The 25,067-nt window shown below is 44.5% G+C and carries 21 protein-coding genes; 6 read left to right on the top strand and 15 right to left on the bottom strand.

Features of this window, described 5'->3' with window-relative positions:
• Positions 1-225: 225 nt before the first annotated feature.
• Positions 226-1,032 (bottom strand): delta-lactam-biosynthetic de-N-acetylase, encoded by an 807-nt coding sequence (gene pdaA / locus M3204_RS22555; RefSeq protein ID WP_251488448.1) that lies wholly within the window; start codon positions 1,030-1,032, stop codon positions 226-228.
• A 119-nt stretch (positions 1,033-1,151) separates the two neighbouring features.
• On the opposite strand from pdaA, the gene M3204_RS22550 reads away from it, so the two are divergent.
• On the top strand, positions 1,152-2,168 hold the full coding sequence (locus M3204_RS22550) for a DUF3231 family protein (protein WP_251488445.1): 1,017 nt from the start codon (positions 1,152-1,154) through the stop codon (positions 2,166-2,168).
• Positions 2,169-2,206: 38 nt separating this feature from the next.
• On the opposite strand, the gene M3204_RS22545 is transcribed toward M3204_RS22550, so the two are convergent.
• The 8 genes from M3204_RS22545 to M3204_RS22510 form a co-directional block, all read right to left on the bottom strand.
• Positions 2,207-3,760 carry a fumarate hydratase gene (locus tag M3204_RS22545; protein ID WP_285857116.1) on the bottom strand — a complete coding sequence of 518 codons (1,554 nt, stop codon included), beginning with the start codon at positions 3,758-3,760 and terminating at the stop codon, positions 2,207-2,209.
• Between the two features lie 241 nt (positions 3,761-4,001).
• Positions 4,002-4,187, bottom strand: a complete 186-nt coding sequence (locus tag M3204_RS22540) for an SE1561 family protein (protein WP_251488442.1) — start codon at positions 4,185-4,187, stop codon at positions 4,002-4,004.
• Between the two features lie 409 nt (positions 4,188-4,596).
• A complete protein-coding gene (gene ggt / locus M3204_RS22535) occupies positions 4,597-6,282 on the bottom strand; it encodes a gamma-glutamyltransferase (protein ID WP_251488439.1) in 1,686 nt (561 codons plus the stop codon).
• A 181-nt stretch (positions 6,283-6,463) separates the two neighbouring features.
• Positions 6,464-7,249 (bottom strand): YtxH domain-containing protein, encoded by a 786-nt coding sequence (locus tag M3204_RS22530; protein ID WP_251488436.1) that lies wholly within the window; start codon positions 7,247-7,249, stop codon positions 6,464-6,466.
• A gap of 197 nt (positions 7,250-7,446) precedes the next feature.
• Positions 7,447-8,277, bottom strand: coding sequence for a YfkD famly protein (locus M3204_RS22525; protein WP_251488433.1), 831 nt, complete (start codon positions 8,275-8,277; stop codon positions 7,447-7,449).
• 118 nt (positions 8,278-8,395) lie between these two features.
• The gene (locus M3204_RS22520; RefSeq protein WP_251488431.1) at positions 8,396-9,013 is read right to left on the bottom strand and encodes a YczE/YyaS/YitT family protein; all 618 of its coding nucleotides are present in this window, start codon (positions 9,011-9,013) and stop codon (positions 8,396-8,398) included.
• Positions 9,014-9,104: 91 nt separating this feature from the next.
• A complete protein-coding gene (cax, locus tag M3204_RS22515) occupies positions 9,105-10,166 on the bottom strand; it encodes a calcium/proton exchanger (protein ID WP_251488428.1) in 1,062 nt (353 codons plus the stop codon).
• Positions 10,167-10,215: 49 nt separating this feature from the next.
• Complete coding sequence (locus M3204_RS22510) at positions 10,216-10,605, bottom strand: OsmC family protein (protein WP_251488425.1); 390 nt, start codon at positions 10,603-10,605, stop codon at positions 10,216-10,218.
• Between the two features lie 300 nt (positions 10,606-10,905).
• Between M3204_RS22510 and M3204_RS22505 the strand changes: the two genes are divergently transcribed.
• The gene (locus M3204_RS22505) at positions 10,906-12,087 is read left to right on the top strand and encodes an MFS transporter (protein WP_251488423.1); all 1,182 of its coding nucleotides are present in this window, start codon (positions 10,906-10,908) and stop codon (positions 12,085-12,087) included.
• A gap of 23 nt (positions 12,088-12,110) precedes the next feature.
• On the opposite strand, the gene M3204_RS22500 is transcribed toward M3204_RS22505, so the two are convergent.
• Positions 12,111-13,055, bottom strand: coding sequence for a DMT family transporter (locus M3204_RS22500; RefSeq protein WP_251488420.1), 945 nt, complete (start codon positions 13,053-13,055; stop codon positions 12,111-12,113).
• Between the two features lie 194 nt (positions 13,056-13,249).
• Here M3204_RS22500 and M3204_RS22495 point away from each other — a divergent pair, with 194 nt between their 5' ends.
• Positions 13,250-15,169 carry a heavy metal translocating P-type ATPase gene (locus tag M3204_RS22495; protein WP_285857115.1) on the top strand — a complete coding sequence of 640 codons (1,920 nt, stop codon included), beginning with the start codon at positions 13,250-13,252 and terminating at the stop codon, positions 15,167-15,169.
• 705 nt (positions 15,170-15,874) lie between these two features.
• Here M3204_RS22495 and M3204_RS22490 read toward each other — a convergent pair.
• Together M3204_RS22490 and M3204_RS22485 are read right to left on the bottom strand one after the other, a co-directional pair.
• Positions 15,875-16,690, bottom strand: coding sequence for a YihY/virulence factor BrkB family protein (locus tag M3204_RS22490; RefSeq protein WP_251488418.1), 816 nt, complete (start codon positions 16,688-16,690; stop codon positions 15,875-15,877).
• A 128-nt stretch (positions 16,691-16,818) separates the two neighbouring features.
• Complete coding sequence (locus M3204_RS22485) at positions 16,819-17,184, bottom strand: YtxH domain-containing protein (RefSeq protein ID WP_251488414.1); 366 nt, start codon at positions 17,182-17,184, stop codon at positions 16,819-16,821.
• A 279-nt stretch (positions 17,185-17,463) separates the two neighbouring features.
• On the opposite strand from M3204_RS22485, the gene M3204_RS22480 reads away from it, so the two are divergent.
• The 3 genes from M3204_RS22480 (at position 17,464) to M3204_RS22470 (ending at position 19,795) form a co-directional block, all read left to right on the top strand.
• Complete coding sequence (locus tag M3204_RS22480) at positions 17,464-18,819, top strand: alanine/glycine:cation symporter family protein (protein ID WP_251488411.1); 1,356 nt, start codon at positions 17,464-17,466, stop codon at positions 18,817-18,819.
• A 304-nt stretch (positions 18,820-19,123) separates the two neighbouring features.
• A complete protein-coding gene (locus tag M3204_RS22475; RefSeq protein WP_251488408.1) occupies positions 19,124-19,348 on the top strand; it encodes a DUF1128 domain-containing protein in 225 nt (74 codons plus the stop codon).
• 126 nt (positions 19,349-19,474) lie between these two features.
• Positions 19,475-19,795, top strand: a complete 321-nt coding sequence (locus M3204_RS22470; RefSeq protein ID WP_251488405.1) for a hypothetical protein — start codon at positions 19,475-19,477, stop codon at positions 19,793-19,795.
• Between the two features lie 245 nt (positions 19,796-20,040).
• On the opposite strand, the gene M3204_RS22465 is transcribed toward M3204_RS22470, so the two are convergent.
• From M3204_RS22465 to nrfD, 3 genes are read right to left on the bottom strand one after another with little or no spacing between them, the layout of a single operon-like run.
• Entirely contained in the window at positions 20,041-20,625 is a 585-nt protein-coding gene (locus M3204_RS22465; RefSeq protein WP_251488402.1) for a molecular chaperone TorD family protein, read from the bottom strand.
• Between the two features lie 50 nt (positions 20,626-20,675).
• Positions 20,676-23,774, bottom strand: coding sequence for a molybdopterin-dependent oxidoreductase (locus M3204_RS22460; protein ID WP_251488399.1), 3,099 nt, complete (start codon positions 23,772-23,774; stop codon positions 20,676-20,678).
• Positions 23,764-25,056 (bottom strand): NrfD/PsrC family molybdoenzyme membrane anchor subunit, encoded by a 1,293-nt coding sequence (gene nrfD / locus M3204_RS22455; RefSeq protein WP_251488397.1) that lies wholly within the window; start codon positions 25,054-25,056, stop codon positions 23,764-23,766. Before nrfD ends, M3204_RS22460 begins: the two co-directional genes overlap by 11 nt.
• Between the last annotated feature and the right edge of the window lie 11 nt (positions 25,057-25,067).

Raw genomic sequence — 25,067 nt, 5'->3', positions numbered from 1 at the left:
TGTGTTAAAATTGGACATGGATAAAGTACTCCTCTCAAAAGGTTATTGTGGTGATAACTCAGAGAGTACTTTGTCCTTTTTTCTTTGTCTAGAAAAAGGCCTTACACATACATTTATAAACCATCATTTTATTGGCGGAGTTCACAATTTTATTGGCGATTTTATAATTTTATTGGCGAACTGGAAAAACCCCGGCACTAATAAAAGTGCCGGGACATCAAATCATCAATACAGCATCGGATCTTTCACACCATTCTGGCTCAGCATCAATTCATCCAGGCTTTTGAAAGTGTAGCCTTGTTCCTTTAAATCCCTGATGACTTTTCCGAGTGCGTCAGCATTGTCCTTCGACACGGTGTGGAGCAGCAGGACGGCACCTGGGTGGATCTGGGTCATGATTTTATCGTAGGAATATTGCGCGCCCTTTTGCTGATCGGTATTCCAGTCGACGAAGGCGAGCGACCAGAAGACATGCGTGTAGCCTGCTTCTTTGGCTACCGCCATTGTTCTTTCGCTAAAAATTCCCCGGGGCGGGCGCAAGTAGGACATATGCTTATTGCCGGTGATTTTCTCTGTTTCAGCCCGCACCATTTCCAATTCCTTTTTAATTTTTTCATCGCTGATTTTCGTCATATCCGGATGGTGCCACGAATGATTGCCTACAATATGGCCTTCATATGCCATACGTTCGACTAATTCTGGAGCACTTTCGAGATAATGCCCGGTCACAAAAAATGCTGCCGGCACCTTTTCTTCTTTCAAAATATCAAGAATTTTTTCAGTGTAGCCATTCTCATACCCATTATCAAAGGTAAGATATATGTCTTTTTTATTTTTGTCGCCTTTATAAACAGCGCCTTGCTCTTCAATAATAACTTCAAACATTCTGCCAGCATCAGCTTGCCTGCCGTTCCGGCCCTTTTTAAACCCCCAGTGCAAAGGGGAGTTCGAATATTCTGCGTGAACAGCCGCAGGCAACGTTGTTAATATGAGCAGGTTGGCAGCAAAGATTATTTTAAAAATCAGTTTCATGATGTTCCTCCCATGCTGTTTTCCTTATTGTTTGTCAGGGAGAGAAAAAAATTCTCCTCAGTATAGATAGTTATTTTTAGCAAATAGTATTTATATATATGAATTCAAAGGAGAATGACATGACTGAAGAACAAAAAATCGATTGGACCTCCGGCGAAATAGGAAACCTGTGGAATATATACATGGCTAATTCGATGGTAATCTGTATGTTCCAGCATTTTTTACTGAACGTTGAGGATGAAGAGATTAAAGATTGCCTTGTAACAGCAGACAATCTGAGCAAAAAGATCCTAGCCGACTTGAAAGATAAATTTGCAATTGAGGGAGTTGCCATACCTCATGGCTTCTCTGCAGATGATGATGTGAATGCAGGCGCACCAAGGTTATTTTCTGACAGCTTCTATCTTAACTATCTTGATATGATGGTTAAATACGGAGCACTTTATTATAGTGTCGCCCTGCCCTCCTTTTCTAGGATGGACATGAGGAATTACCTGACAGAAATCAATATTTCAACCCTCAATCTTTCCAACAAGGTTACTGAAGTAATGCTTCAAAAGGGTTTGCATATACGGGCACCCTTCATCCCAAATCCGAAGAGGGTTTCTTTTATTGAAAAGCAAAGCTTTTTCAATGGTTTTTTTGGTGATAAAAGACCATTTACCGCTATGGAAATTTCCCACCTATTTCAAAATATCCAGGTGAATGCAATTAAAACTATTTTAGTGATGGGATTCAGCCAGGTAGCTAAGAAAGGGGAAGTACGGAATTATTTTTTGCGAGGAAAAGAAATCAACATCAAGCAGCATAACGTTTTATCGCAGCTGTTGAACAAAGAGGACTTGCCAGTGTCAGTCCCGAGCCAATTCAAGATAACCGATTCAACTGAATCGCCTTACTCTGATAAATTAATGCTATTTCACATTTCTAATCTTTCATCCGCAAAGGTCCGTAACTTTGGTGACTCAATGGCTGTCAGCCCGCGCCATGACCTGGGCGCGACCTATATGAGATTCTTGTTGGAGACAGCAAATTTTGCAGAGGATGGCGGGAACATCCAGATTGAGAATGACTGGCTGGAAAGACCACCAGGAAATGTGGACCGAAACCAGCTGGCAAAACAGAAGAAAAATTAAAAGGAGGCTTGCCGTAAAGCGAGCCTCCTTTGTCTATTTTATTTATAAACTCTGTCTGCAAACTGTGCCAATTTTTCAAGAGAGGATTTTTCAACGTCCTGGTGGAGGCTGTTACCGTGGGAATCCATTGTTACAACCGCTGTAAAACCTTCTACATTCAAGTGCCACATTGCTTCAGGTATTCCGAAGTTCATCAGGTCTACACCCTCTACAGACTTAATGCAGTCGGCATAATACTGTGCAGCTCCGCCGATTGCATTCAGATAAACGCCGCCGTGTTCGTTTAAAGCAGCCAGTGTCTTCGCGCCCATGCCGCCTTTACCGATTACAGCACGGATTCCAAATTTTTTCATGATATCGCCCTGGTAAGGCTCCTCACGAATACTTGTTGTCGGCCCTGCAGCCTTGACATGCCACTTGCCCTCATCATCCTTCAGCATAACAGGTCCGCAATGATAAATTACCTGGCCATTCAAGTCGACTGGTGAATCATGGTCGGATAGATATTTATGGATCGCGTCACGGCCTGTGTACATCATACCGTTGATTTTTACGACATCCCCAACCTTGAGCTGGCGGATTTGCTCTTCTGTGATTGGAGCTGTTAAAGTTACTACACCTTCTTCAGCAGGTGCTTCAACAGTCGCTGCGATTTCCTGTGCAGCCGGCTGGGCGAAGTCGATTTTTTCTCCCTCCTGGTACATCCAGTCCTGAATTTCTCCAGTTTCAGGATTCACCGTTACGCCCAGGCGGCGGTATGCCCAGCAATTATAGGCAACAGAAACATAAAAGCTGGCAGGAATACGGTTCATGACACCAATCTTACAGCCAAGAAGAGTCGTTTCCCCACCAAAACCCATTGTGCCAATTCCAAGCTTGTTGGCATTTTCCATGATATAAGCTTCAAGGTCGCGCAAATCTTCATGCGGGTTCACGTCATCAACAGAACGGAATAACTGTTCCTTTGCAAGGTCGTATCCGGAAGAACGGTCTCCGCCAATTCCAACGCCGATGAAGCCAGCGCTGCATCCTTGTCCCTGAGCCTGGTAGACAGAATGCATGATGCACTTGCGGATGCCGTCAAGGTCACGGCCAGCACGTCCTAGTCCTTCAAGCTCTGTTGGAAGACTGTATTGAATATTTTTATTTTCACAGCCGCCACCCTTTAAAATCAGGCGGGCATCGATATAATCTTTTTCCCATTGGTCAAACTTAATGACAGGCGTTCCGCCGCCAAGATTGTCGCCGCTGTTTTCCCCAGTCAGCGAGTCAACAGAATTCGGACGCAATTTGCCATCCTTTGTAGCCAGTGCAATTGCGTTATAAATCGCCTTTTTCATTTCTATCTGGTTAGCTCCAACTGGCGTCTTAATTTTAAACGTGGGAAGTCCAGTATCCTGGCAAATCGGCGATACATTATCATCAGCCATTTTGATGTTATTCGTGATGGTTGCCAGGCTCATGGCTGAACGGGTTCCCGCATTTTCGCGCTCTGCCGCACCCTTTATTGCCCTGCGCACATCCTTTGGCAGGTTAGTGGATGTTTCAACGATCAGCTGGTACATGCTTTCCTGAAACTTTTCGATATTCATTTTCTTACCCCTCTCTCTGCTCCCAATGTTCGTTAACGTCAATCTCTTATATATGTGAAAATTTTATAACAATTCCAGTATCATTATACTCCTATCATCTCTTGATTTAAAGATGAAAACTGGAATCGTTTACAAGGAAAAATGTGCAAAGTTTCATTTGGATTGAAGCAATGAAAGAGATTTGATATCGCACCTTTAATTCAAAAATCACTAAAAAAAGAGACCTCATCAATAAGGTCTCTTACGAGTCGCGATTCTTGAACTCACGGCATTTAGCATCCATCTCTTCGACGATTTGGATCATGCGGTCGATATCCTCTAAATCAGCTTCTTCAGGATCAATTGCGTCAAGCAAATCTGCAAACATATCCAAACGTTGCTTCAAAAACACAACCTGAGTATTCTTTTCATTAATCGGGTTTCCCAAACTGCTCACTCCTTTTACTATCGTTAACATCCTACCGAAAAATCCATTTTTCTGCAATAACAATCGCATCTATCAACATTATCTGCTCAGTAATAGTATTCCCTTTTCCTTGGGATAACAACACATTTGCTTTTCATTAAGGCTCTGTTAAACAAGGTTGTTGATTTTCGTTCCAGGCGCTTCGCTTTCCGCGGGGCTGGCGCTGAGCCTCCTCGTCGCTTCGCTCCTGCGGGGTCTCATCTGACCAGCTGCGCCCGCAGGAGTCTACGCGCCTTCCACTACAATCAACAGGGTTTAAAATCAACAATCAGCTTTAACAGAGCCTAATTTAAAAATACAAAATATGAAGCAGACTGTTTGTGACCAGCCTGCTTCTGTTCTGCTTATTTATTTAGTTAGCGTATCCCCATCATTCATCAATTCCAGTTGCTTTCCCTTCCCGGCTTGAATCAGCCGCTCCGTGCAACAGGCCTTTTTCGTGATCAATCTGAATGGCTTGAACATTACCGATTGGGAACGGCCCATCGGCGAATTCATAACCCATCGCTTCCATCTTCCCTTTGCTTTCCATGCTGATACCAGCTTCCCAGCCAATCAATGGGCCTGAACTGTTGAAAATTCTCGGCTCTTCGATTGCTTCTTTAACGTCCATGCCAAAATCAAGGATATTAACAATTGTTTGGAAAACTGAACCAACGATCGTCGGGCCGCCTGGCGATCCCAGCGTCAATACAGGCATTTCGTCCTTGAAAACAATAGTTGGTGTCTTACAGCTGACAGGCCGCTTCCCTGGCTGGATTTCATTCAATCCTCCGGGTACAGCATCAAAATCGGTAAGTTCATTATTTAAAACAAACCCATAATCCTTAACCATTATGCCTGCCCCGAACGGGTGCTCAACTGTAGAAGTACACGCAACAATATTGCCCCATTGATCGACAACGGTAAAATGGGTTGTTTCACTTCTTTCTTTTTCTGCCTCAAAAGGCTGCCTAACCACATTGATTTCTTTTCCATCGGAATATGCCCATGGGTTGCCGAAATCAACTGCATCGTTTCTTCGTTCAAAATTAATCAAGTCTCGACGTTTTGCCAGATATTCCTCATTCAACAAACCTTCCAAAGGAATATCACTAAATTCAGGATCACCAGAAAAGGCAATTTTATCAGAAAAAGCAATTCTCATTGCTTCGGTAAACAGATAATACTTCTCCCATGATTTCACATCGTATTTGCTAAGATCAAAGCCCTCAAGAAGCTTTAAAATTTGCAGCATTGTTGTCCCGCCTGCGCTAGGCATATTGGAAGACGCAACTTTATACCCTCGGTACGTTCCCCATACAGGCTCGTCTATTGATGTCCTATAGCTCTGGAGATCTGAAAGTTCCATGATTCCGCCAAGTTCTTTTAAGGTAGAAATAATGGCTTCTGCTATTTCGCCCTCATAAAACGCTTCGATTCCATCTCTTTGGAGGATGCGGAATGTCTTCGCCAAGTGAGCTTTTTCGTAGACGTCACCTTCGCATAGAAACTCCCCCTCAGGGATAAAAAGTTCCCTTGCATGATCGCCTAGTCTATATTCGAAGTTCTTCAATGACTGGTCCATCACCCAGTTGACCTCCACGCCTTTTTCGGCGGCCTGTGCTGCAGGCTCGATCAATTCAGAAAGTGGCTTTGTCCCATATTCTTTTCTGGCTTCTTCCATTGCTTTTAAAATACCTGGAACCCCAACCGCTGAGGCGTGCGTCGACCTTTTGCGAAAAGGTATCACTTCATCATTCTCATCCAGGAATAATTTTGAATGCGCGGCTGCTGGTGCACGTGTATGTCCATTAAATATTTTAGTGGTCTTGCTCTCGGCATGATACACCATGAAAAATCCGCTGCCGCCAATACCTGTCATCATCGGTTCACCGACATTGAGCCCGAATTGGATTGCAATCGCAGCATCAATTGCATTGCCACCGTCGCGGAGGATTTTCTCTCCGGCATCCGTAGCGACTGGATGTGCCGAAGCGGCCATTGAAATTTTCCCTGTTGCTGTTTCTCTATCGTAATCGCATCTATTAGAGCGTGTTTTGAATTCCTTCCCCATTATATGTTCAACCTCCCAAAGTCTCTGACTATCAGCTTATATATGTAAATTACCCCTTTGTTCTCTTTAAGAAACAAGCAAAATAATGGGATTGACGTTTTGTCGAACGTTTTTCTGCTCCTAATATCCTCATAAGCCCACAAAAAAACCAGCCCTGAGGACTGGTCTTAAATTTTTGTTGTTAGCGATTATTGTCATTGTTCTGGTCTTCAGGAGAAACTGCGAATGCATTTGATGTGTTGCCTAAGCCGGTTGTATCAGACGGCTTGCTGGCCATTCCAGTTGCATAAGCTCCTGCTGCATTGGTTGAGCTTACTGTTGAAGAACTGCTTGATGACGTACTTCCTGAAGTGGGTCCAGATGCAGAGTTCACGACAGGATTATCCATTGCAGTTGAACCTGCTTCCTTCACTTTCGAGCCTACTTCCTTTAAGCCATCTGTCGCCTGTGATACTGTGTTCATTGCTTCATTGGATAGTGACTTCACATCACCCATTTTGCTGAACACATCTTCATTCAGGCGCTGGTAAAGGTTCTGAGCGTCGCTGATTGCTTCTTTCAGAATGCTGGAAGCTTCCTTGAAGCTGCTCATCATTTGTTCCTTTACATCAGTTGGGTTGTTTTTAACTTCATTGATTACATTCATTGAAGTATCTTTTACATTCACTGCTGTATCCTTCACCTTTGTACGAGTGTTGGAATCAAGCATTGCTAATACGCCGCCGATTGTCGCCCCGATTAAAAGACCCTTCATCAGCTTGCCATTTGAGCTGTTTGAGCTGTCTGTTGCAAAGCTGCTGGAGTAACCGCCCATTGAAGAATTGTTAGAGTAAGAATCATTTGATGCTGTGCTTGCGTAAGTTGTTGTACCTGTAGTTGTATCGTATGTCGCGTTTTCAGTTGCTGAAGTGTAAGTGCCCGTTGTGTTGTCCATTGAATTTCCGTTAGGTAGAATATTCTGTGCCATGATTTATTTCCTCCTTAAAATTATAATTGTTTTATTGTTATGCCTATTTAATTCCCGGGTTTGCCAAGAGATAAACAGGATTTATATACCATTTGTCAAGAGGGAAAAATTACCTCTTAAAGAATGACCCTTGAAATGTAATTGGCCTGATCCCCTAAAAGGGAATCAGGCCAATTTGTTCATATAATAATTAGGTGTTATCTCGGCCTCTCACTGGCCACAAAACCGAAGCTTACGTGATCCTGAAGAGGTATCCACGCCCCGATCCCCTGTGAGACGACATTTTTGACGACGATGAATTTCTTATTGCCCTTTAGCATCAGATAGACTTCGCCATATGTTACCTTGCCCTTTTCGTTGATGGCAGGTGCGTATGCGTATAAATAGCCTAACCGTTTTGGCTGGATATTGTAGATATGGTCTTTCTTCGTACCGGCACCGACGATTGTTTCGAACGCTAGCGGGAGACCAGTTTTTTGGGCTGCTTTTAATAGCATCATTTTCTGAACGTCTTCGGCATTCTTGATTTTCGCCGTCAGTCCGCCCTTTACCACCTTTTGCTGCTCCTGGACATAATGAATTTGATAAATAGCATTGCCCCCGCGGTTATCATAATAGTTCGTATTGATCTTCTGGAACTCCCAATTTGGCGAAGTTTCAGTTGATTCATAATTCAATGGCCATTCGCCAAGATAGACAATCGCCCGGTATCCAATTGCAAATGGAGTGCTGTTGATCGTCGTTTCATTCATCATTCTGATCAGATCAGGATTTTCAATCTTCACTTTTGAAGTTTCAATCAGACTCTTCGTGAGCTCGCTTGGCTGAAGAAACGGCAAGTCCTCCGTAGGATTTGGATACGTATTATCCTTTGTAATATTCATTACTGAACCAGGAATCGTATACTTTGCTTTTTCCTCCTGTTTTGGCAGTGGAGCTTTTTGGGCTTTGCCTTCCTCAGCAAATCCAGGCGTCAAAATGGACATCATGAAAACCATCGTCATCAAGATAGCTGCTGTTTTTTTCATGGTGTTGAACTCCTTTCACTACAAGAAACTTATAAGTTTGCTTATAGTGTTTTCGGAGTCGCACCACTTTATCCAAAGATTAAAAATTTATCGGCAGTAATTTTTTAATCTCATTCATTTATCTGACTGACAAAACAAGCTTGTTTAACAATTTTTCAAAGAACGGGAAGAAAAATTGAATAAGCGGGCCAATAGCGAATGTAACAATCAGCGTTCCGATGCCGATTGGTCCTTTAAAAACGAATGCCGCTGACAGCGCAATTACTTCGCCAAGCGTTTTCGCCACCATTAAATTCAAGCCAAACCTTTCCCGTAAGGCCATCATAAAATTATCGATTGGAATAAGCGGAAATTTAGCTTGAAGGTATATTGCAAGTCCCATGCTGAGCGTGACCATCCCAAGCATGAATACAGCAAATTGCCTTACATAGCCTGTAACAACAAATTCATCAAACACTCGTAAAATCCAGAAATCAATTAACGCACCTGTGATGAGCAGCGTGATGACTGCAGCAAAATCAGGACGTCTTTTTACCAGGGCAGAATTGACAAAGATCAAAATGATCCCAACGATGACTACCCAGCTTCCGGGTGTTAGCCCGACTGTTTCTGACAGTCCCACGTTGAGGGCATCCCAGGCCCCTGTACCTAATCCAGCTTTAATGGTCATTGATACTCCGAAAGAAAGAATCGTTAACCCAATGATGAAAAAAAGAGTGCGATAAAAAAAAGCCATTAAAATTCTCCTTCTTCTATAACTGAACTTACTTTAACACCGAAAAAAGAACCCTGTCCTCTCGGAACAGAGTTCATTGTTACTATATATATTAAAGCAAGTAAAATCCAATACCCATTATAACATAAGCGCCCAAAAGTGTAAGTCCCTCAAACCAGTTCGTTTCGCCGTCATTGGCAATGCTGATTGCTAAAAGTACCGCGACTGCCATCGAGATCATTTCAGGCATTGAGAACACGAGCGGCATCTTTGTTTCAAACATCAATGAAATCAAGACAAGCACTGGAGCGACGAACATCGCAATTTGCAACGTGGAACCGATCGCGATTTCAACGGCGATATCCATCTTATTTTTGTATGCCATGATAATTGCTGAAGCGTGCTCAGCAGCGTTACCAACGATGGCTACAATTATGACCCCGATAAACAATTCTGACCAGCCGAACGATTCTCCGACCGCTTCGAATGTGTGTACCAAATTCTCGGCAACATAAGCAACTGCAATTGTCGCTGCCAATAAAATCAGCATCGCCTTGCCTTTGCCCCATTCTGGTTCTTCTTCATGGTGCTCGGTTCCACCTTCAGTTGAGTGCTGATAAACGCCTCGGTGGGTGACTAGCTTAAAGAATAGTGCTGCAAGATATAATGCGATCAGGATGATTGATATGCCGACACTAAGACTGAGAGTCTTGCTTTCGTTCATATCCATTGCAAACACTTCAGGAATAACGAAAGCAACGATAACAGCAAAAATTAACAATGCTGAATTATGTCTTGCATCAAATACGTTGAAATGCTGACGTTTGAATTTCAATCCGCCTATAAAAAATGATAATCCCGCTACAAGAAGAAGGTTGCCTAGTACAGAACCAGTCAGTGACGCAAGTACGACACCAATCAAGCCAGCTTTTAATGCAAAAATAGAAATGATAAGTTCAACCGCATTTCCGAAAGTCGCGTTGAGCAAACCGCCGATACGCGGCCCTGTTACGATTGCCAGGCTTTCTGTCGCCCGGCCCATATAGCTTGCCAGCGCGATAATTGTTAAGCAGTAAATAATAAATAATGAGATACTTGGCCAATGCATCAATGTCCCAATGACAGACAGCGGAACACCGACAAAGGTCAAAATCATGAAAATCTTATGCACCATGTTTTTAATCCTCGCTATTCTTTTTAAAATTCCCTTCAAACATAAAGGCTTACCCGCCTACGATTTCGAAGGTTTCCTCCACTTCGATACTGCCGATCACGGATTGGACCATGGAACAATTTTTTCTTGTCAGAACCATGGCTTTCTCAATTTTCTTTTCGTCCAGATTGTCTCCCTCAATACGGAAGTGCACAATAATCTTGCTTACTCTGTTCGCTTCTTCTTCAACACGTTCTGCAGCGGCATGAATATGTATGTCCTTTATTTCCATTCTCATCTTTTCCAAAACCTTGCGGAGAACTCCCCCACTGCATACCGCAACCGAAGAAACGAGCAGCTGGTAAGGCCTGAATCCAAACTCATCGTCGCCTGCTACATCCAGCCTTCCAAAACCCACCTCCGTATAAAAGCCTACATCCGGTTTCATTTTAAATTCCATATTGCCCACACCCTTAATACATATTGCTCTGAAGAAAAATAAATTAGCAAATTTTTCCGCAATTAGCTATAAAGAGATTACACTATTTTTTCCCTGATTTAAACTAAAAAAACATTGCACATAAAATTTTGTTTCTATACCATTGAAATGCGACAGCACCTTTTTCAGCTCCATCTCCATAAGACAATAAGCGAAGAGGCAGTTTTCAGCCCCCCACAGCTTGAAGGCTTATAACCCGAGGAGCTAGACGCTGGAGCCGGACACATCTAAAGAGTACTAAAATGTCAGGAGATTTTTTATATGAATATCAGCATAATGCTTCGTTTCTGGATCCTGGTCAGTATTGTTGCCATATCAGGCTTTTCGCAGGGAATGCTGCTGCCGTTAATTGCGATTATTTTTGAACAGGATGGCGTGTCCTCATCAATGAATGGTTTGCACGCCACAGGTTTGTATATAGGTATATTGATTGCATCGCCCTTGATGGAAGCCCCACTAAGGCGTTTCGGCTATAAACCAATCATTTTAATTGGCGGATTGGCTGTAGCCGTCTCCCTCGCGCTGTTTCCTTTATGGAAGTCATTCTGGTTTTGGTTTCTATTAAGGCTTGTGATTGGCATTGGAGATCATATGCTTCATTTTGCTACACAGACGTGGATCACTTCTTTTTCTCCAAAAGAAAGAATTGGCAGGAACATTTCCATTTACGGATTGTTTTTTGGACTTGGTTTCGCAGCAGGGCCATTAATGACAAGCTTCGTAAAAGTCAATACAGCCCTGCCTTTCATCATCTCCTCAGTGATCAGTCTTGCAGCCTGGCTGACAGTCTGGATGCTGAAAAATGAACATCCTGAACACGGTATGGACAGTACGTCCTTTTTTGGGACAATGAAACGGTTTGGCAAAGTTTTTAAATATGCATGGGTTGCCTTCCTCCCTCCATTCGGCTACGGCTTTTTAGAAGCAAGCCTTAACGGCAATTTTCCTGTCTATGCAATGAGATCGGGAATTGGCGTCAATGCGGTTGCGATTCTGCTGCCTGCTTTCGCAGTAGGCGGCATAATCTCCCAGCTGCCGCTTGGCATATTGAGCGATAAGCTTGGAAGAAGAACAGTATTAATTGCGATTACACTTTCCGGCTTCATTTGTTTCACCGCCGCAGGACTGCTCGAGAATTCTACCACCGGACTGTTGATTTGCTTCTTTTTAGCCGGAACACTTGTCGGATCTACTTTTTCACTGGGAATCAGCTATATGGCCGATTTGCTGCCAAAAGAGCTGCTGCCCGCCGGCAACTTGATGTGCGGCATCTTTTTCAGCTTTGGCAGTATCAGCGGCCCGTTCATCGGGGGCGTGGCAATCGAATTATTAGAAGGAATCAGCTTTTTCTACGTGATCAGTACAATGCTGCTGTTGATTTTCATTGCACTAGTGGCGGTTCGGTCTGAAGGGCCATCCCAGCGTGAAGCAAGATCAGCATAATTAAATACAGAAAAACAGCCTCCCTATTTCGATGGGAGGCTGTTTTTTGTGTTTTTTCGTGCTGGCCGGTTTACGAGAACGATTCCGGCAACAACAAATATTAATCCAGCTATGACAAAGTAATGGAGCGGTTCATTGAGAAGTACCGACGATAAAATCACACCGAACACGGGCACTAAAAAGAGATACAGCGAAACCTTGCCGACCTGGTTGTATTTCATGACATTGTTCCATAAAATGAAGCCTGCAGCCGAGAGGAACGCCAAATAAACGAGCATCAGAATCGATTTAAGATCAAAATCGAAAGGAATAAGTCCCACAGAAAACGCACCTATCGCAACAAGCCCAAGTGATCCCAAAATCATTTGATAGGCAGTCATATAAATGACTTCCATTTTCGCACTGCCTTGCTTGGCAAGAATATTTCCATACGCTCCGGCAAGCATTGCCAGTATCAATAGAATTTCACCGATCCCAAAATGGATCTCATATTCCCCATTCGGCCAGTTCGCAAAAATAACCCCGGTAAAGCCGATCATCAACCCAGCTACCTTCAGACGGTTCATCCGGTCATCAGGATAAAGGAAATGAGCCAGGAGGATTTGGAAAAAGGAGGTCGTTCCCGCGATGATCGAACCCTGGATTCCCGTTGAATAGCTTAATCCGATATAAAATAATACGTATTGAAGGAAAGTCTGGAACAAGCCGATTTTTAATAAAGGCATTGTTGTTTCCGGCCTGAATTTCATATTCCTCTTCATCAGCAGGAACAGAATTAGGATCAGCAGCCCGGCAAGCAGGAAGCGGTATCCGGCAAACAGCATCTGTTCACCTATCTCCTCAGGTCTGATATCAAGGCTTTTATAGCTTAATTTTATAAACGGAAAGGCACTTCCCCATAACAGCGTGGCCCCCGCTGCCGATGCGGCAATTCCCAGCGGATGGGTAAAAAAGTCTTTAGTTTTCATCAATCTGTCTCCTCATTCAAACGCATAATTCTTTTAAAAAGCATATATTGTATGGTAACATAATAGTGAATACAATATGTATCTTTTGCTTTGGCTTTTCGCTGTCACCAGTCTGGTGGCAGCTTTCGTGTTTTTTAAGGGTATTGATTGTGATTATTACTATCAGTTAGAGATTGAAAGAGGAGGAGAAAACGATGGCCCAGGGAGCGAATGCTTTAATGAAACAAAAACCTGTTCCTGAATTAAGTTTTATCGAAAAAATAAAGCCGCACGTGGAATTGATCGCCGCAATTTTCAGCGGTATCCTGATTGTGGCCGGCTGGATTCTCAGCAAAGGGGAATCCGAAACGGCCTCTGTTGTTGCTTTTATCCTCTCATATGTAATTGGCGGATTCGCAAAAGCCAAGGAAGGCATCGAAGCGACGATCGAGGAAAAAGAACTGAACGTAGAAATGCTGATGATTTTTGCCGCGATTGGCTCGGCTGTCATCGGATACTGGACAGAAGGCGCTATTTTAATCTTTATTTTTGCGATGAGCGGTGCGCTTGAGACGTATACGATGAACAAAAGCCACAAGGAAATTTCCTCGCTAATGGAGCTTCAGCCTGAAGAAGCGCTGAGGATTACGGACGGCACTGAGGAAAGAGTCCATGTATCAGAACTTGTGATTGGCGACATGATTTTAGTCAAACCAGGTGAAAGAATTCCATCCGACGGTAAAGTTGCCAAGGGACAGACGACGATTGACCAGGCAGCCATTACCGGTGAATCAATCCCCGTTTCCAAGGATACAGGCGATGATGTTTTTGCCGGCACCGTCAACCTGACTGGCTCACTTACAGTCGAAATCACAAAACCAAACAATGAAACACTGTTTCAGAAAATCATCCAGCTCGTCCAAAACGCACAGAGCGAGAAATCTCCTTCCCAGCTTTTCATTGAGAAATTTGAAGGAACATATGTGAAGGTTGTTCTTGCGGTAGTCGTGCTGATGATGTTTGTCCCCCATTTCCTGCTTGGCTGGAGCTGGACTGAAACCTTTTACCGGGCAATGATTTTGCTGGTGGTCGCTTCTCCTTGCGCACTGGTCGCATCAATCATGCCAGCAACTTTATCGGCCATTTCGAACGGAGCGAAGCACGGTATCCTGTTTAAAGGCGGTGTCCACTTAGAAAATCTCAGCCACTTAAAAGCGATTGCTTTTGATAAAACAGGCACGCTGACAAAGGGTAAACCTGAAGTAACGGACGTTCTTGTAGCTGATGGACTGGACAGTGATGAAGTGCTCCTCAAGGCGGCATCCATTGAAAGCCACTCCAACCATCCTCTTGCCAACGCGATTGTAAAATACGCAAAGGGTCAACTTGGCAAAGAGCTTATACATCCAGAAAGCATTGAAGATGTTTCCGGCTGGGGCGTAAAAGCACATTATGAGAATGAGGACTGGAAAATAGGCAAAGCCGATTTTGTCGGCAGGCCAGCTGCAGAAGCATTTGCTGATGGCGCCGCATTGACACTTGCTGCAGAAGGAAAAACGATTGTTTTTATCGAACGGAATGGCCAGCTCGCAGGTTTGCTGGCATTGAAGGATGTCGTACGTGAAGAAACGAAGCAGGCAATCGACCTGCTGAAATCAGAAGGCATATACACCGTCATGCTGACAGGCGACAGCAAGAATACTGCAAAAGCGATCGCTTCTGAAAGCCATGTAGACGGACATATTGCCGAATGCCTCCCTGAAACGAAGGTCGAAGAACTAAAGAAACTGAAAGCACAGTATGGCAATGTCGCCATGGTCGGTGACGGCATCAATGATGCTCCTGCACTGGCAACGGCAAACGTCGGGATTGCGATGGGCGAAGGTTCCGATGTCGCACTCGAGACAGCAGACGTCGTGCTGATGAAAAACGACCTGCCGAAGATTGCAGAAGCCATCAATCTCTCCCGACGGATGAACCGAATCGTCAAGCAAAACATCGTCTTTTCGATTCTGGTGATCATGGTGCTGATCGCCTCAAACTTCCTGCAGCTGCTCGACTTGCCATATGGCGTCATCGGCCACGAAGGAAGCACGATTTTGGTTATTTTGAATAGCTTACGATTATTAAAATAATAAAACTCCCGCTGGATGTAATTTCGGCGGGAATTTTTTATATTGGCGGGTTGGTTGTTATAGTTGGATTCACTATTTCTTTCCGGCATGGTTCTGAAAGCGAACACAATTTTTTTCATTGATGGCACAATTACGGACATTTCATTTCCGGACTTTGAAAGAGTTTTGTCCATATCCTTCCTCAAACAAAATGTAGAGGCTGACTCAAAAGGTTTCTAAACTCAACCTGAGTTTAGAAACCTGAGTTGATTGGAGTGGAAGGCGCGAAGACTCCTGCGGGCTCAGCTGGACAGGTGAGACCCCACAGACGCCAACGGCGGCGAGGAGGCTCAGCGCCAGCCCCGCGGAAAGCGAAGCGCCTGGAACGGAAATCAACGGACCATTTTTACAAGTCGCTAAAAAACAAGAGGGTGCCCAAAAGTTTTTACCTTTTGGGACACCCTCGGTCTTAGTGATATCCGTTTGATCCGTTTGCTGAGCCTGATGTTTTTTGCTTAGGGTTGCTTTTATTCCCCTTTTGCTTTGTGCCGCCGTCTTTTTTCGTTTTCTTTGTCATCCTTTAATCCCCCTTGTTATAAGTGAGGTACATTCCTCTTTATTATCTTCCGCAAAAAAACGGACCGCTATCGAGGAAATTACAGGATATCGATTAACAGGGAACGGCAGCAGCTTTCCTTACTTGCCACTTAACGTATCATATATAATTCAGCAGCCAGCTTTCTTTTCACTGAAGTAAGCATTGATTTCGCCGCCAATGATGATGATATAAGCGGACAGATAAAGCCAGATCATCAGCACGATGATGGCGCCAATGCTTCCGTACGTGGCAGTGTAAGAAGCAAAGTTGCTGACGTAGTAGGAGAAACCGAGTGATACAAGCACCCACCCTCCTGTCGCAAAAACCGACCCCGGGAGGCCGCTGATGCAAGTCAGTTTTTTATTCGGGGCAATCCAGTACAGACCAAGGAAAACAATAAAAAGAATCAAAATACTGATCAGCCAGCGGAACATATTCCAAACAGAGATAAATTCTTCCTTCAACCCGAAATTAGCGAACAGCCAGATCCCTATTTCTTTTCCGAACACTGGAAGAATTAACGCGACCAAAAATACGAAAATCATCGCGAACGTCAATATGATCGACATCCCTCTGCTAACGAAAAAAGATCTCGTCTCTTCGACTCGATATGCCCTATTAAAAGCTCTTACGATGGCATTTATTCCGTTAGATGCTGACCATATTGTCGCTATCAGGCCGAAAGATAATAATTTACCGTCTTTTTTCATGATATCCTCAAGGCTGTTTTTGATTAAGTCCATCGAATCTCCCGGTGCGTAGTCATCAAAAAAGCCCAGGATATCGACCTCGGTGATTGGCAGATACGGCACCAGTGTCACCAGGAAGATCAATAGCGGAAACAAGGAAAGCAAAAAGAAGTATGCAAGCTGGGCAGCAAGTGCCGGAACATCGTCTTCCTGTATCCTGTGCCACATTTGCCTGAAAAATGATAAATCAACCATTGATCCACCTCTTTTTGCTTTAGGAATCTTTGTTGCTTTTACAACCAAAAATAAGAATAGCCATCTGATTTTCAGCTCTTTCAGAAAGCTTCTCGAAACAAGCTACTTACATTTAAGTAAGGGCTTGTCTACAATTCATTTTCATCTATATGCGGCTGCTTATTGTCCGATGCCGCAATTCTTCTTAATGTTTCTTTCGTCCCTTTTACAAGCTCGGTAACTTGTGGCGGAACGTCTCTGACTTCCTCCACTTTTTCGGTAATAAATGCAACATCCTCTGTTACTTGTTCCACTGTTGAGCGGACTTTATTCGCAGCGTCCTTTATGTCTTCAATAAAATTTTCTGGATTTTTCACGACATACGCAACACCATTGGATACCTTACTAAAATCTTCTTTGACAGACTGGCGGGTCGCTTTATCCAAAAGGCTTACTGCTCCCCCTGCCAACGCGCCTAAAACCATGCCCATCCAGAACTTCTTTGAACTGCCCATTTTTTCTCCTCCTAAATTCATCCTTCTTAAAAAGTTCAGGCATTCAATCCTGCCTGCTTCTACCTAACATTTTCCACGATTACCATCACTTCATGCAAGTTTAGAACATTTTTTAAAAAACTTATGAAATAAAAATATTATCTAAAAAGCCTTTTATAATCTATGGTTAATGCATTTTCTAACATTTCCCTAGTGGATATTGCTTGACTCGGGAGTAATTATCAGAATATTCTTGTTGGAGAACATTTTTCGACGATAATATTTCTTAGGGGGAGCAACATGACATTTGAAGATTGGATTGGAAAAATCAGCGGCTGGGTATGGGGACCTCCTCTGCTTATTCTGCTTGTCGGAACGGGAATTTATTTAACTGTCCGAATCGGCTTTCTGCAAATGAGGCTGCTGCCATACTCACTTAAGCTTGCTTTTACAAAGCAGCAGGACAAAAAATCGGAAGGTGATATTTCCCATTTCCAGGCATTAATGACCGCTCTTGCTGCCACCGTGGGGACGGGTAATATCGCAGGTGTCGCAACTGCCGTATTTACCGGTGGACCAGGTGCTGTTTTCTGGATGTGGATCACCGCTTTCTTCGGTATGGCAACAAAATACGCAGAAGCTGTATTGGCTGTTAAATACCGGGTTGAGGACGAAAATGGTGAAATGTCCGGCGGACCGATGTACTATCTTGAAAGAGGTCTGGGACAAAAATGGCTTGGTGTCCTTTTTGCTTTATTTGGCGCAGTCGCGGCTTTTGGAATTGGCAATCTTGTTCAGTCCAACTCTGTTGCCAGCGTTGTACAGTCCACTTTCTCGGTTCCCGCCTGGGTGACGGGGATTGTGCTGACAATCTTTACAGCTCTTGCTATTCTTGGCGGTATCAAGAGTATCGGAAAAGTAACGGCCTTATTCGTGCCGGTTATGGCACTCTTTTATCTCGTCGCAGGTCTTGCTGTGATGATCATGAATTTTGACCTTGTACCTGCAGCTATTGCACTTATTTTTACTGATGCTTTCACAGGCGAGGCAGTTGCCGGCGGTGCACTTGGTACGGTTATCCGCATGGGTGTCGCCCGCGGGGTTTTCTCCAATGAAGCAGGCCTTGGTTCTGCACCGATTGCTGCAGCAGCGGCAAAGACTGACCTTCCTGGTCGCCAGGCTCTTGTATCGATGACCCAGGTATTCATTGATACAATCGTCATCTGTTCGATTACGGGAATCACGATCGTAATGGGAGGCTTGTACACAGGAGATGTAACAGCTGCTGACCTGACTTCAGCAACCTTCGCCAAATTCCTTGGCCAGTCAGGATCTATTATCGTGGCCGTGGGACTGCTGTTCTTCGCATCCTCGACCATCATTGGCTGGTCTTATTACGGGGAGAAATGCTTCTCCTACCTATTCAGCAAGAATGTCGTAATTTATTATCGAATCGCATATGTCGTGGCCGTCTTTATCGGAGCAATTTCCCAGCTTCAGATTGTTTGGGGCGTTGCCGATATCATGAATGGCCTGATGGCATTACCGAACCTCATCGGCCTTCTAGGCTTGTCCGGTGTGGTCGTGATTGAAACAAGGAAAATCCTGAATGCGATCAAAGAAGAAAAAAATGAAACAAAAACGCTAAGTGCTTAATCCACTGGTCGAAAGTTAAATCTTTCAAACGAACAAAAAGCGCAAGCGCCTCGTTCAGCCCCGACAAGCGCTGGAGGGCCGACCGGTGAAGTCGTTCTTTGACTTCATTGGGCGGACCGAAGCGACTCGAGGGGCTAGGCGCTGGAGCTGGATTAAGAATACTACTTGAAGTTATCCACAACTAAAAATTTTATAATTTCCTAAAGAATTAGATAATCCGGCGGTTTTGGGCGCCGGATTTCTAATTGACTTTTTTTTGCGAACGTGGAAAGATGATTGTACAACCATTGAGAGGATGAACGGAGTGGACTTAACTAAACAATCACCTGAAAACGTGGATTTCATGATTGAAAAAATCAAGGAAAAACTAAATGTCATGAATCTTGGCGCTATCAAATCCAGCCATTTTGACGGCGAAATGTATGAAGAACTGGTAGAAATCTACGAGATGATCATGAAAAAGAACAATTTCAGCCCGAACGAATTGCAGGCAATCGCAGAAGAGCTTGGCAATTTGCGAAAGCAATAATGGAATGCAGGTACTTAACAAGTGCCTGTTTTTTTTTATTTTGAGAAAAATGTCAAAATTTTTTGGTTTCCACTATTCATATATTGTTATAAGATAGTGATATTACTTTTTAGGGGAGTGAGAACCGTGAAGAGGCTGACTGTTTCTGCCCTTAGCATGTTTATGTTATTTGCTTTTTTGCTGGGCACCGGGATCCTTCCTGCTGAAAAAATAAAAGCGCTCGATCCAAAATCGAAGATGATCCTCCCTGGGGACCACGTTGATGAAAATCTCCCTGGACCTGATACAGACGATAAGAAAAACACCTTCATCTCACACACTTTACTCCTTATCACTCTAGTAAGCCTATTTCTCATTAAGGATTACCCAAGTAACGCTTTTTCTGCATTGTTTGCCTTCCTGACAGCCGTCTTCTTCCAGTCCAATTATGTGATCAATCCTCTTTGATTTTACTAAATAAAAATCAAGGAGGAATGGATATGTGGTTTCGATTCCTGATGATTGGTTTCTTTTCCCTGACTGCAACGAGCTTTATGCTTTACCAGGGCTTAGAATTTTATCATGCGTTTATCGATTTATTCAAGCAGAGTAAATAGCACTGGTGAAACTAGCCAAATCTGTAACAAGACGGTCCCCAATTTATGAGGACCGTCTTGTTTTTCATCCCAGTCAGGATGTTTGAATATGATCAGTTACGCTGCGTCCACCCAATCTTCACTCATCAATTCTGCGTAAAATCCGATGAATTCTTTGAAGAAAGAGTGCTTCACTTTTTCCTCAGCCTTCTCAAGCATCGGCTGGATGACAGGCTGGATGTACTGGCGAAGCACGTCCGCTTCGAGTTCTTCAAGCTGTTTGAGATACTCACTGTCCCCTTCTTGCTCTGCTTTGATTTCTTCCTTGATCACGGAGCTAAGGAAGGCAGTCAGGCTGCCGAAGTGATCCGGGAATCTGTCCTTTTCAAGCGGATAAAGGAAGCCGGTCTTTTCGTAAAGGCCGATCAAGCATAGCAAATCATGCCTGCGGGCGTCTTCATCTTCCCCATTTTTCGTATAAGAGGAAAAGTAAGGGGAGACAAAATGATCTCCAGGTATGAAAAAGTGATTGTCATGCCAGAGCTGCACTTCATCCCGTTTGTAAAATGAATGAAATGAAAGCTCAGCCTTTACTGACTCAGGTACTTCCTTCATGATTTCTTCGTAGCGGTCCCAGTCCCCGAACCAGATGCTTGTCATGATATTTGCTAGTGCGAGCTTTCCATAACGTTCTTCCATCATTGTCTCCACCTTTATTTCAAATAATTTCCAGGGATTTCTCCCTGATGATATTAAGCCTTTTCGATATCAACAAATACGTCTTGCTGTGCTGGACCTCCAACTAATAAATCTGCGAGATAGCCTTCGAAGTAGCTGCCGTCCCTGTCAGATAGTGCATTGACGGAGAATCCGAGTCCTCGCGGTTTTGCATATCCGGATTCTTCATGGAGCGGTTTGTTGAATTCATAGCCAGTATGGCCGTATGCTCCGGCTGGCTCGATCGTTTTGCCATCTACTTTAACTGCTTTTGAGCCGTATGCATCATGCCCGAAGCTGAAGTTCGCACCAACGACCCCCGGTTTGATTCCAGGAGTGACAAGCGCCCTTCCTTTTACCTTGGCATTGTTAGAAACGATGTAAATCTCGTCATCGGTTTTGATGCCTTTTTTACCAGCATCGACCGGATTGATCCACAGATAGTTCTCCGGTTTGATTTCACGAAGCCAGGTGTTGCCTTCGGTTCGGTGCGTTGCCATATTCCTTGATTTCCAGTTGATAAATTGCAGCGGTTTGCTTGGCTTGTAAACTTCGCCATCATATGTCTTGATTTCCTCAGCCACCGGAACGCCCTCAAAGAACTTTCCTGAGTACGCGCTCTTGAATCCTGCAGCTTTTTCATCGTAAAAATAAACCTGCTTTGCCCACTGGTACTTAAGCTTGTTGCCAATATACTCATCGCCCGCTGCTTCAAAGCGGCCGCCTCTGTTCAATACATAGACGACTTTCTTCCATTCTTCCGGTTTGACGGCATTTTTCAGCTTCTGGATATCGAAGTATTTGCCTAACGCCTTCTGTCTTGCTTTTTCAAAAATCGCCAGCTCTTCAGCATTCGCATCCTGGACAGGTTTCTTGCCGTCAAAGGCGATGTTCGCGATTCGTTTTAAATAATAATCCTCGGGATTGTTCAGCGCAGAGCCATCGGCGAAAGCCTTATCTCCGACACCAGGAAGTCCCATTCCTGCAAGTAAGTCAATGTATACTTGTTCGGTTGGACGTGCATCAGAGACGACCCTTGTCACCGGCTGGATGACACCTGCGAATTTATATTTCAAAATCGGGAAGATGTCTTCTGAATTCCAGCTTTCAAGGTAGGCAAGGTCCGGTAATATGAAATCTGCGTACTTTGATGTTTCACCGATCATTACATCTGAAGAAACAACTAATTCCACCACTTTTGGATCTCTGATGAACTTGGCTTGCATATCAGAGCGAGGCGCTGCCATAACTGGTGAAGTCCTGTTAATAAGCAATGCGCGGATTTTGTATGGATATCCTTCCGCTGAACTTGGAAGTACATCGTGAATTAATTTATTTCCTAACGGATACCATGGACGTTTTGCCGGATAGCCATCTTTTGCGAACAATGACGTCTTTTCATAAGGAATTTTATGCCGAGTGACCGGGATGCCCCATGCTTTGTTCGCATTAGGTACCGTCGCAAGGTCATAACGTCCTTCGGTTGCTTTGAACTTTGCGCCTAATACCGTGTCGCCACCCTTCCAGTCGTGGTTTCCAACCAGGTGGTTCAGCATGTTGATCGCACGGACGCTATAATAACCATTTGCGTGCATTGCAGGTCCGCGATAAGCATGGATGCCGACCTTCTTGCCATGTGAAGTGAATTCACGGGCAATCGAGATGATCTGGTCTGCAGGTACGTCCGCAAGCTTCGCGTAATCTTCGATTGATTTTTCCATCACCTTATCTTTAAAAATCCTGAAAACTGACTTCACTTTCATGCCATTAATTGTTGTATCGACATCGATCTCGCCGTTCGCTGCTTTCTCATGTGAAACTGGCTTGCCGTTCTCAATGACGACGAATTCTTCTCCGCCGATTCCGAGATCTTTTGCCCTTACGAATGGGCGTTTCTTGTCACCGACGTTGACCAGGAAGGAAGCGTCGCTCCATGTTGTTTCATTATCCAAGTTTGCCGCAGCCTGGTTCGGATTGCGCAGGTAGATGTCGTCGTAACGGTTATTTTCAATGATCCAGCGGCACATCGCCATTGCAAGTGCTCCGTCTCCGCCTGGCTTGACCGGCACCCATACATGCGCTTTTTCAGCTGTTTTACTGAATCGAGGGTCGATGACGACAACCTTCATGCCTCGGTCAATCGCATTTGTGATCTGCGGAGCAAATGTGGTCGGCCCACGGTTTGCGACCATCGGGTTTGTGCCCCAGATGATGACCATTTCCGCATTATCATAATCGGGAATCATCCGCTTTTTCGGTTTTTCCGAGTCGTGTGAACGAGCATTACCTTGTACACTTGTGATTCCGCAATATCCGCCGTGGTCGTAGAAGTTTGCTGTACCAAGGCTGCCAACCGCAAGACGCTCGATGAATTCACGTCTGTGGCCAGCCATTACGGCGATCTGGTTTGCTTTTGGACCAAGGTCAGGATGATTCGTATCGATCAGGATATCCTTATACTTTTTATCGAATCCCGCTTTCGTCATCTCGCCTGCTTTCAGCTTATCCCAGTCAGCCATGACCGCCGCTTCAGGCACGTATTTCCACATTTCCTTCAAGCCTGGAGTCCCCAGGTCCTTGCTGCCTTCGAGGATTTCCTTATAAGCCTCATCCCAGCTGACAGTTTTCCACATGCCGCTTCCACGCTCACCGACACGCTTCAAAGGTTTTTGAATCCGGAATGCATCGTAATTCGTCTGGATGCCAGCCTGCCCTTTTAAGCAGGTACGCCCGCCGCGGAGACCACGTCCCATTTTTGCCACGTCACCAGTTCCCTTAACAGCTTGTGCTACCGGTGTATCATAGTTGATGTGGCCGATTTGCACCATATTGATTGGGCTGTACTGATTTCCTGCAATCTTGCGGACGATGGAGGAATAGGCTCCACCAACTGCACCTGTAGTGATATAGGTTTTGATTGTACATGTTGCGTTACATTGCTGGCATGATGTGAAAATGACATTTTCTGCTGTATAGTCCTGGTAGTCTGTTCCGGCACCATGTGCTTCATCAATCCAGACACCATTCATCACCTGCTTGATTGGCCCGACGAACGCTGGTCCTACAAATGCGACTGCCCCAAGCGTTCCGAGCGCTTTTAAAAATCCACGACGTTTCATCGGTTTATTTTCCATTATGGCTCACCTCGTCAGAAGTTTCTTCAATTGGCAGCAGCAGCTCGCCGAATGAATAGATTAACAGCCCCATCGCGACTACGCCGACGCTGACCATCCACTCTTTTATCGTTGGAGCGTAATTGCCCCATGGAAGTTCGTGGAACACTGGCACCACAAGCGGCGGTACGACAATGTTGAATCGGACGCCTATGATTCCAATAACGATGAGGACAGCTGCTGCCAGTAAAGCATTGATGTTTTGGCTTGTTTTTTTCCAGAAGACAATCGTAATCGGTACGACTGCACCTAAGAACATTTGTACACCCCAGAACGACCAGGCTTTCTCGCTTGCCATCATCGTCGCCAGAGAATCCAGATGTTCTGCCTCAAGACCGTACCACCCAATCAAATATTCATAGAATTGGAGACCAAGGTCGATAATCAGGAATCCGACCATCATCTTTGATAGTGACACAACCATTCCCTGGTCGATTGGCTGCTTCTGGACCTTTTTCTTGATGATGTACATCGCGAGCAGAAGGGCGGTACCCGAAACCATCGCGGATACGACGAAGATGATTGGGAATAAGGCTGTATTCCATGCAGGACGTGCTTTTACAACCGCGAAAATCGTGCCCGTACCACCGTGAACCCCAAGGATCGCAAGCGGGATGCCGATCGTGCCAAGGATTTTCATCCACATATGATCACGCTTCTTGGTAGCTGCATTGATTGTGGCATTCTTGAAAGTTATCAGTCTTGCGACAAAGCCCTTCAATGTGTTCATTTTTGCAGCTCGGACAAGGTCTTCCCTCATCGCGATGTATAGTTCAGCCGTTAAAAGCCCAATGTACACCATGTAAAAATGGACTTCCCATGCAAGCGGAGAAGTGACGTTCCAGAAAATAATCGCGTTGAGTAAACGCTCCGGACGGCCAAGGTCCATCAGGACAAAGGTAAGCGCCACGATCATACAGACAATCGCTGTGAATAGAGCGGCCTTTCCTACCCTCTCATATTCTTCCATCCCGAAAACGTAAATTAACGTGGACAGCAGGAACGAACCGGCGCTCAACCCTACAAAGAAAATGTAGAAAGCGATCCACGCTCCCCACGGTGTGATGCTTGATAGATTCGTAGCTGCCAGCCCGGTGATGAAGCGTTCAACGATAAAATATCCGCCTATCAAAAAAGCAATTGTCAGCGCTGAAATCCAGATTTTAAATGCTTTCGAGACTTCTAGATTAATTTTTGTCTTTGAAGTTGTTTTTTGTTTTAAATCAACAGCGAGATTAGACATCGCAAGTCCCT

Source organism: Mesobacillus subterraneus (genome assembly GCF_023715485.1).
In the GTDB taxonomy this organism is placed as follows: Bacteria; Bacillota; Bacilli; order Bacillales; family Cytobacillaceae; genus Mesobacillus; species Mesobacillus subterraneus_B.
This window is presented reverse-complemented; position numbering and strand designations above follow the sequence as displayed.

What these genes read in the sequence shown, in the direction of transcription:
- ggt (WP_251488439.1), bottom strand. Translation starts at nt 6,282, where the DNA reads ATGGGGAAGGAATTCAAAACACGCTCTAATAGATGCGATTACGATAGA.
- M3204_RS22520 (WP_251488431.1), bottom strand. Translation starts at nt 9,013, where the DNA reads ATGGCTTTTTTTTATCGCACTCTTTTTTTCATCATTGGGTTAACGATT.
- M3204_RS22485 (WP_251488414.1), bottom strand. Translation starts at nt 17,184, where the DNA reads ATGGGCAGTTCAAAGAAGTTCTGGATGGGCATGGTTTTAGGCGCGTTG.
- M3204_RS22545 (WP_285857116.1), bottom strand. Translation starts at nt 3,760, where the DNA reads ATGAATATCGAAAAGTTTCAGGAAAGCATGTACCAGCTGATCGTTGAA.
- M3204_RS22505 (WP_251488423.1), top strand. Translation starts at nt 10,906, where the DNA reads ATGAATATCAGCATAATGCTTCGTTTCTGGATCCTGGTCAGTATTGTT.
- pdaA (WP_251488448.1), bottom strand. Translation starts at nt 1,032, where the DNA reads ATGAAACTGATTTTTAAAATAATCTTTGCTGCCAACCTGCTCATATTA.
- M3204_RS22530 (WP_251488436.1), bottom strand. Translation starts at nt 7,249, where the DNA reads ATGGCACAGAATATTCTACCTAACGGAAATTCAATGGACAACACAACG.
- M3204_RS22510 (WP_251488425.1), bottom strand. Translation starts at nt 10,605, where the DNA reads ATGGAATTTAAAATGAAACCGGATGTAGGCTTTTATACGGAGGTGGGT.
- cax (WP_251488428.1), bottom strand. Translation starts at nt 10,166, where the DNA reads ATGGTGCATAAGATTTTCATGATTTTGACCTTTGTCGGTGTTCCGCTG.
- M3204_RS22480 (WP_251488411.1), top strand. Translation starts at nt 17,464, where the DNA reads ATGACATTTGAAGATTGGATTGGAAAAATCAGCGGCTGGGTATGGGGA.
- M3204_RS22500 (WP_251488420.1), bottom strand. Translation starts at nt 13,055, where the DNA reads ATGAAAACTAAAGACTTTTTTACCCATCCGCTGGGAATTGCCGCATCG.
- M3204_RS22490 (WP_251488418.1), bottom strand. Translation starts at nt 16,690, where the DNA reads ATGGTTGATTTATCATTTTTCAGGCAAATGTGGCACAGGATACAGGAA.
- M3204_RS22465 (WP_251488402.1), bottom strand. Translation starts at nt 20,625, where the DNA reads ATGATGGAAGAACGTTATGGAAAGCTCGCACTAGCAAATATCATGACA.
- nrfD (WP_251488397.1), bottom strand. Translation starts at nt 25,056, where the DNA reads ATGTCTAATCTCGCTGTTGATTTAAAACAAAAAACAACTTCAAAGACA.
- M3204_RS22525 (WP_251488433.1), bottom strand. Translation starts at nt 8,277, where the DNA reads ATGAAAAAAACAGCAGCTATCTTGATGACGATGGTTTTCATGATGTCC.
- M3204_RS22550 (WP_251488445.1), top strand. Translation starts at nt 1,152, where the DNA reads ATGACTGAAGAACAAAAAATCGATTGGACCTCCGGCGAAATAGGAAAC.
- M3204_RS22495 (WP_285857115.1), top strand. Translation starts at nt 13,250, where the DNA reads ATGGCCCAGGGAGCGAATGCTTTAATGAAACAAAAACCTGTTCCTGAA.
- M3204_RS22460 (WP_251488399.1), bottom strand. Translation starts at nt 23,774, where the DNA reads ATGGAAAATAAACCGATGAAACGTCGTGGATTTTTAAAAGCGCTCGGA.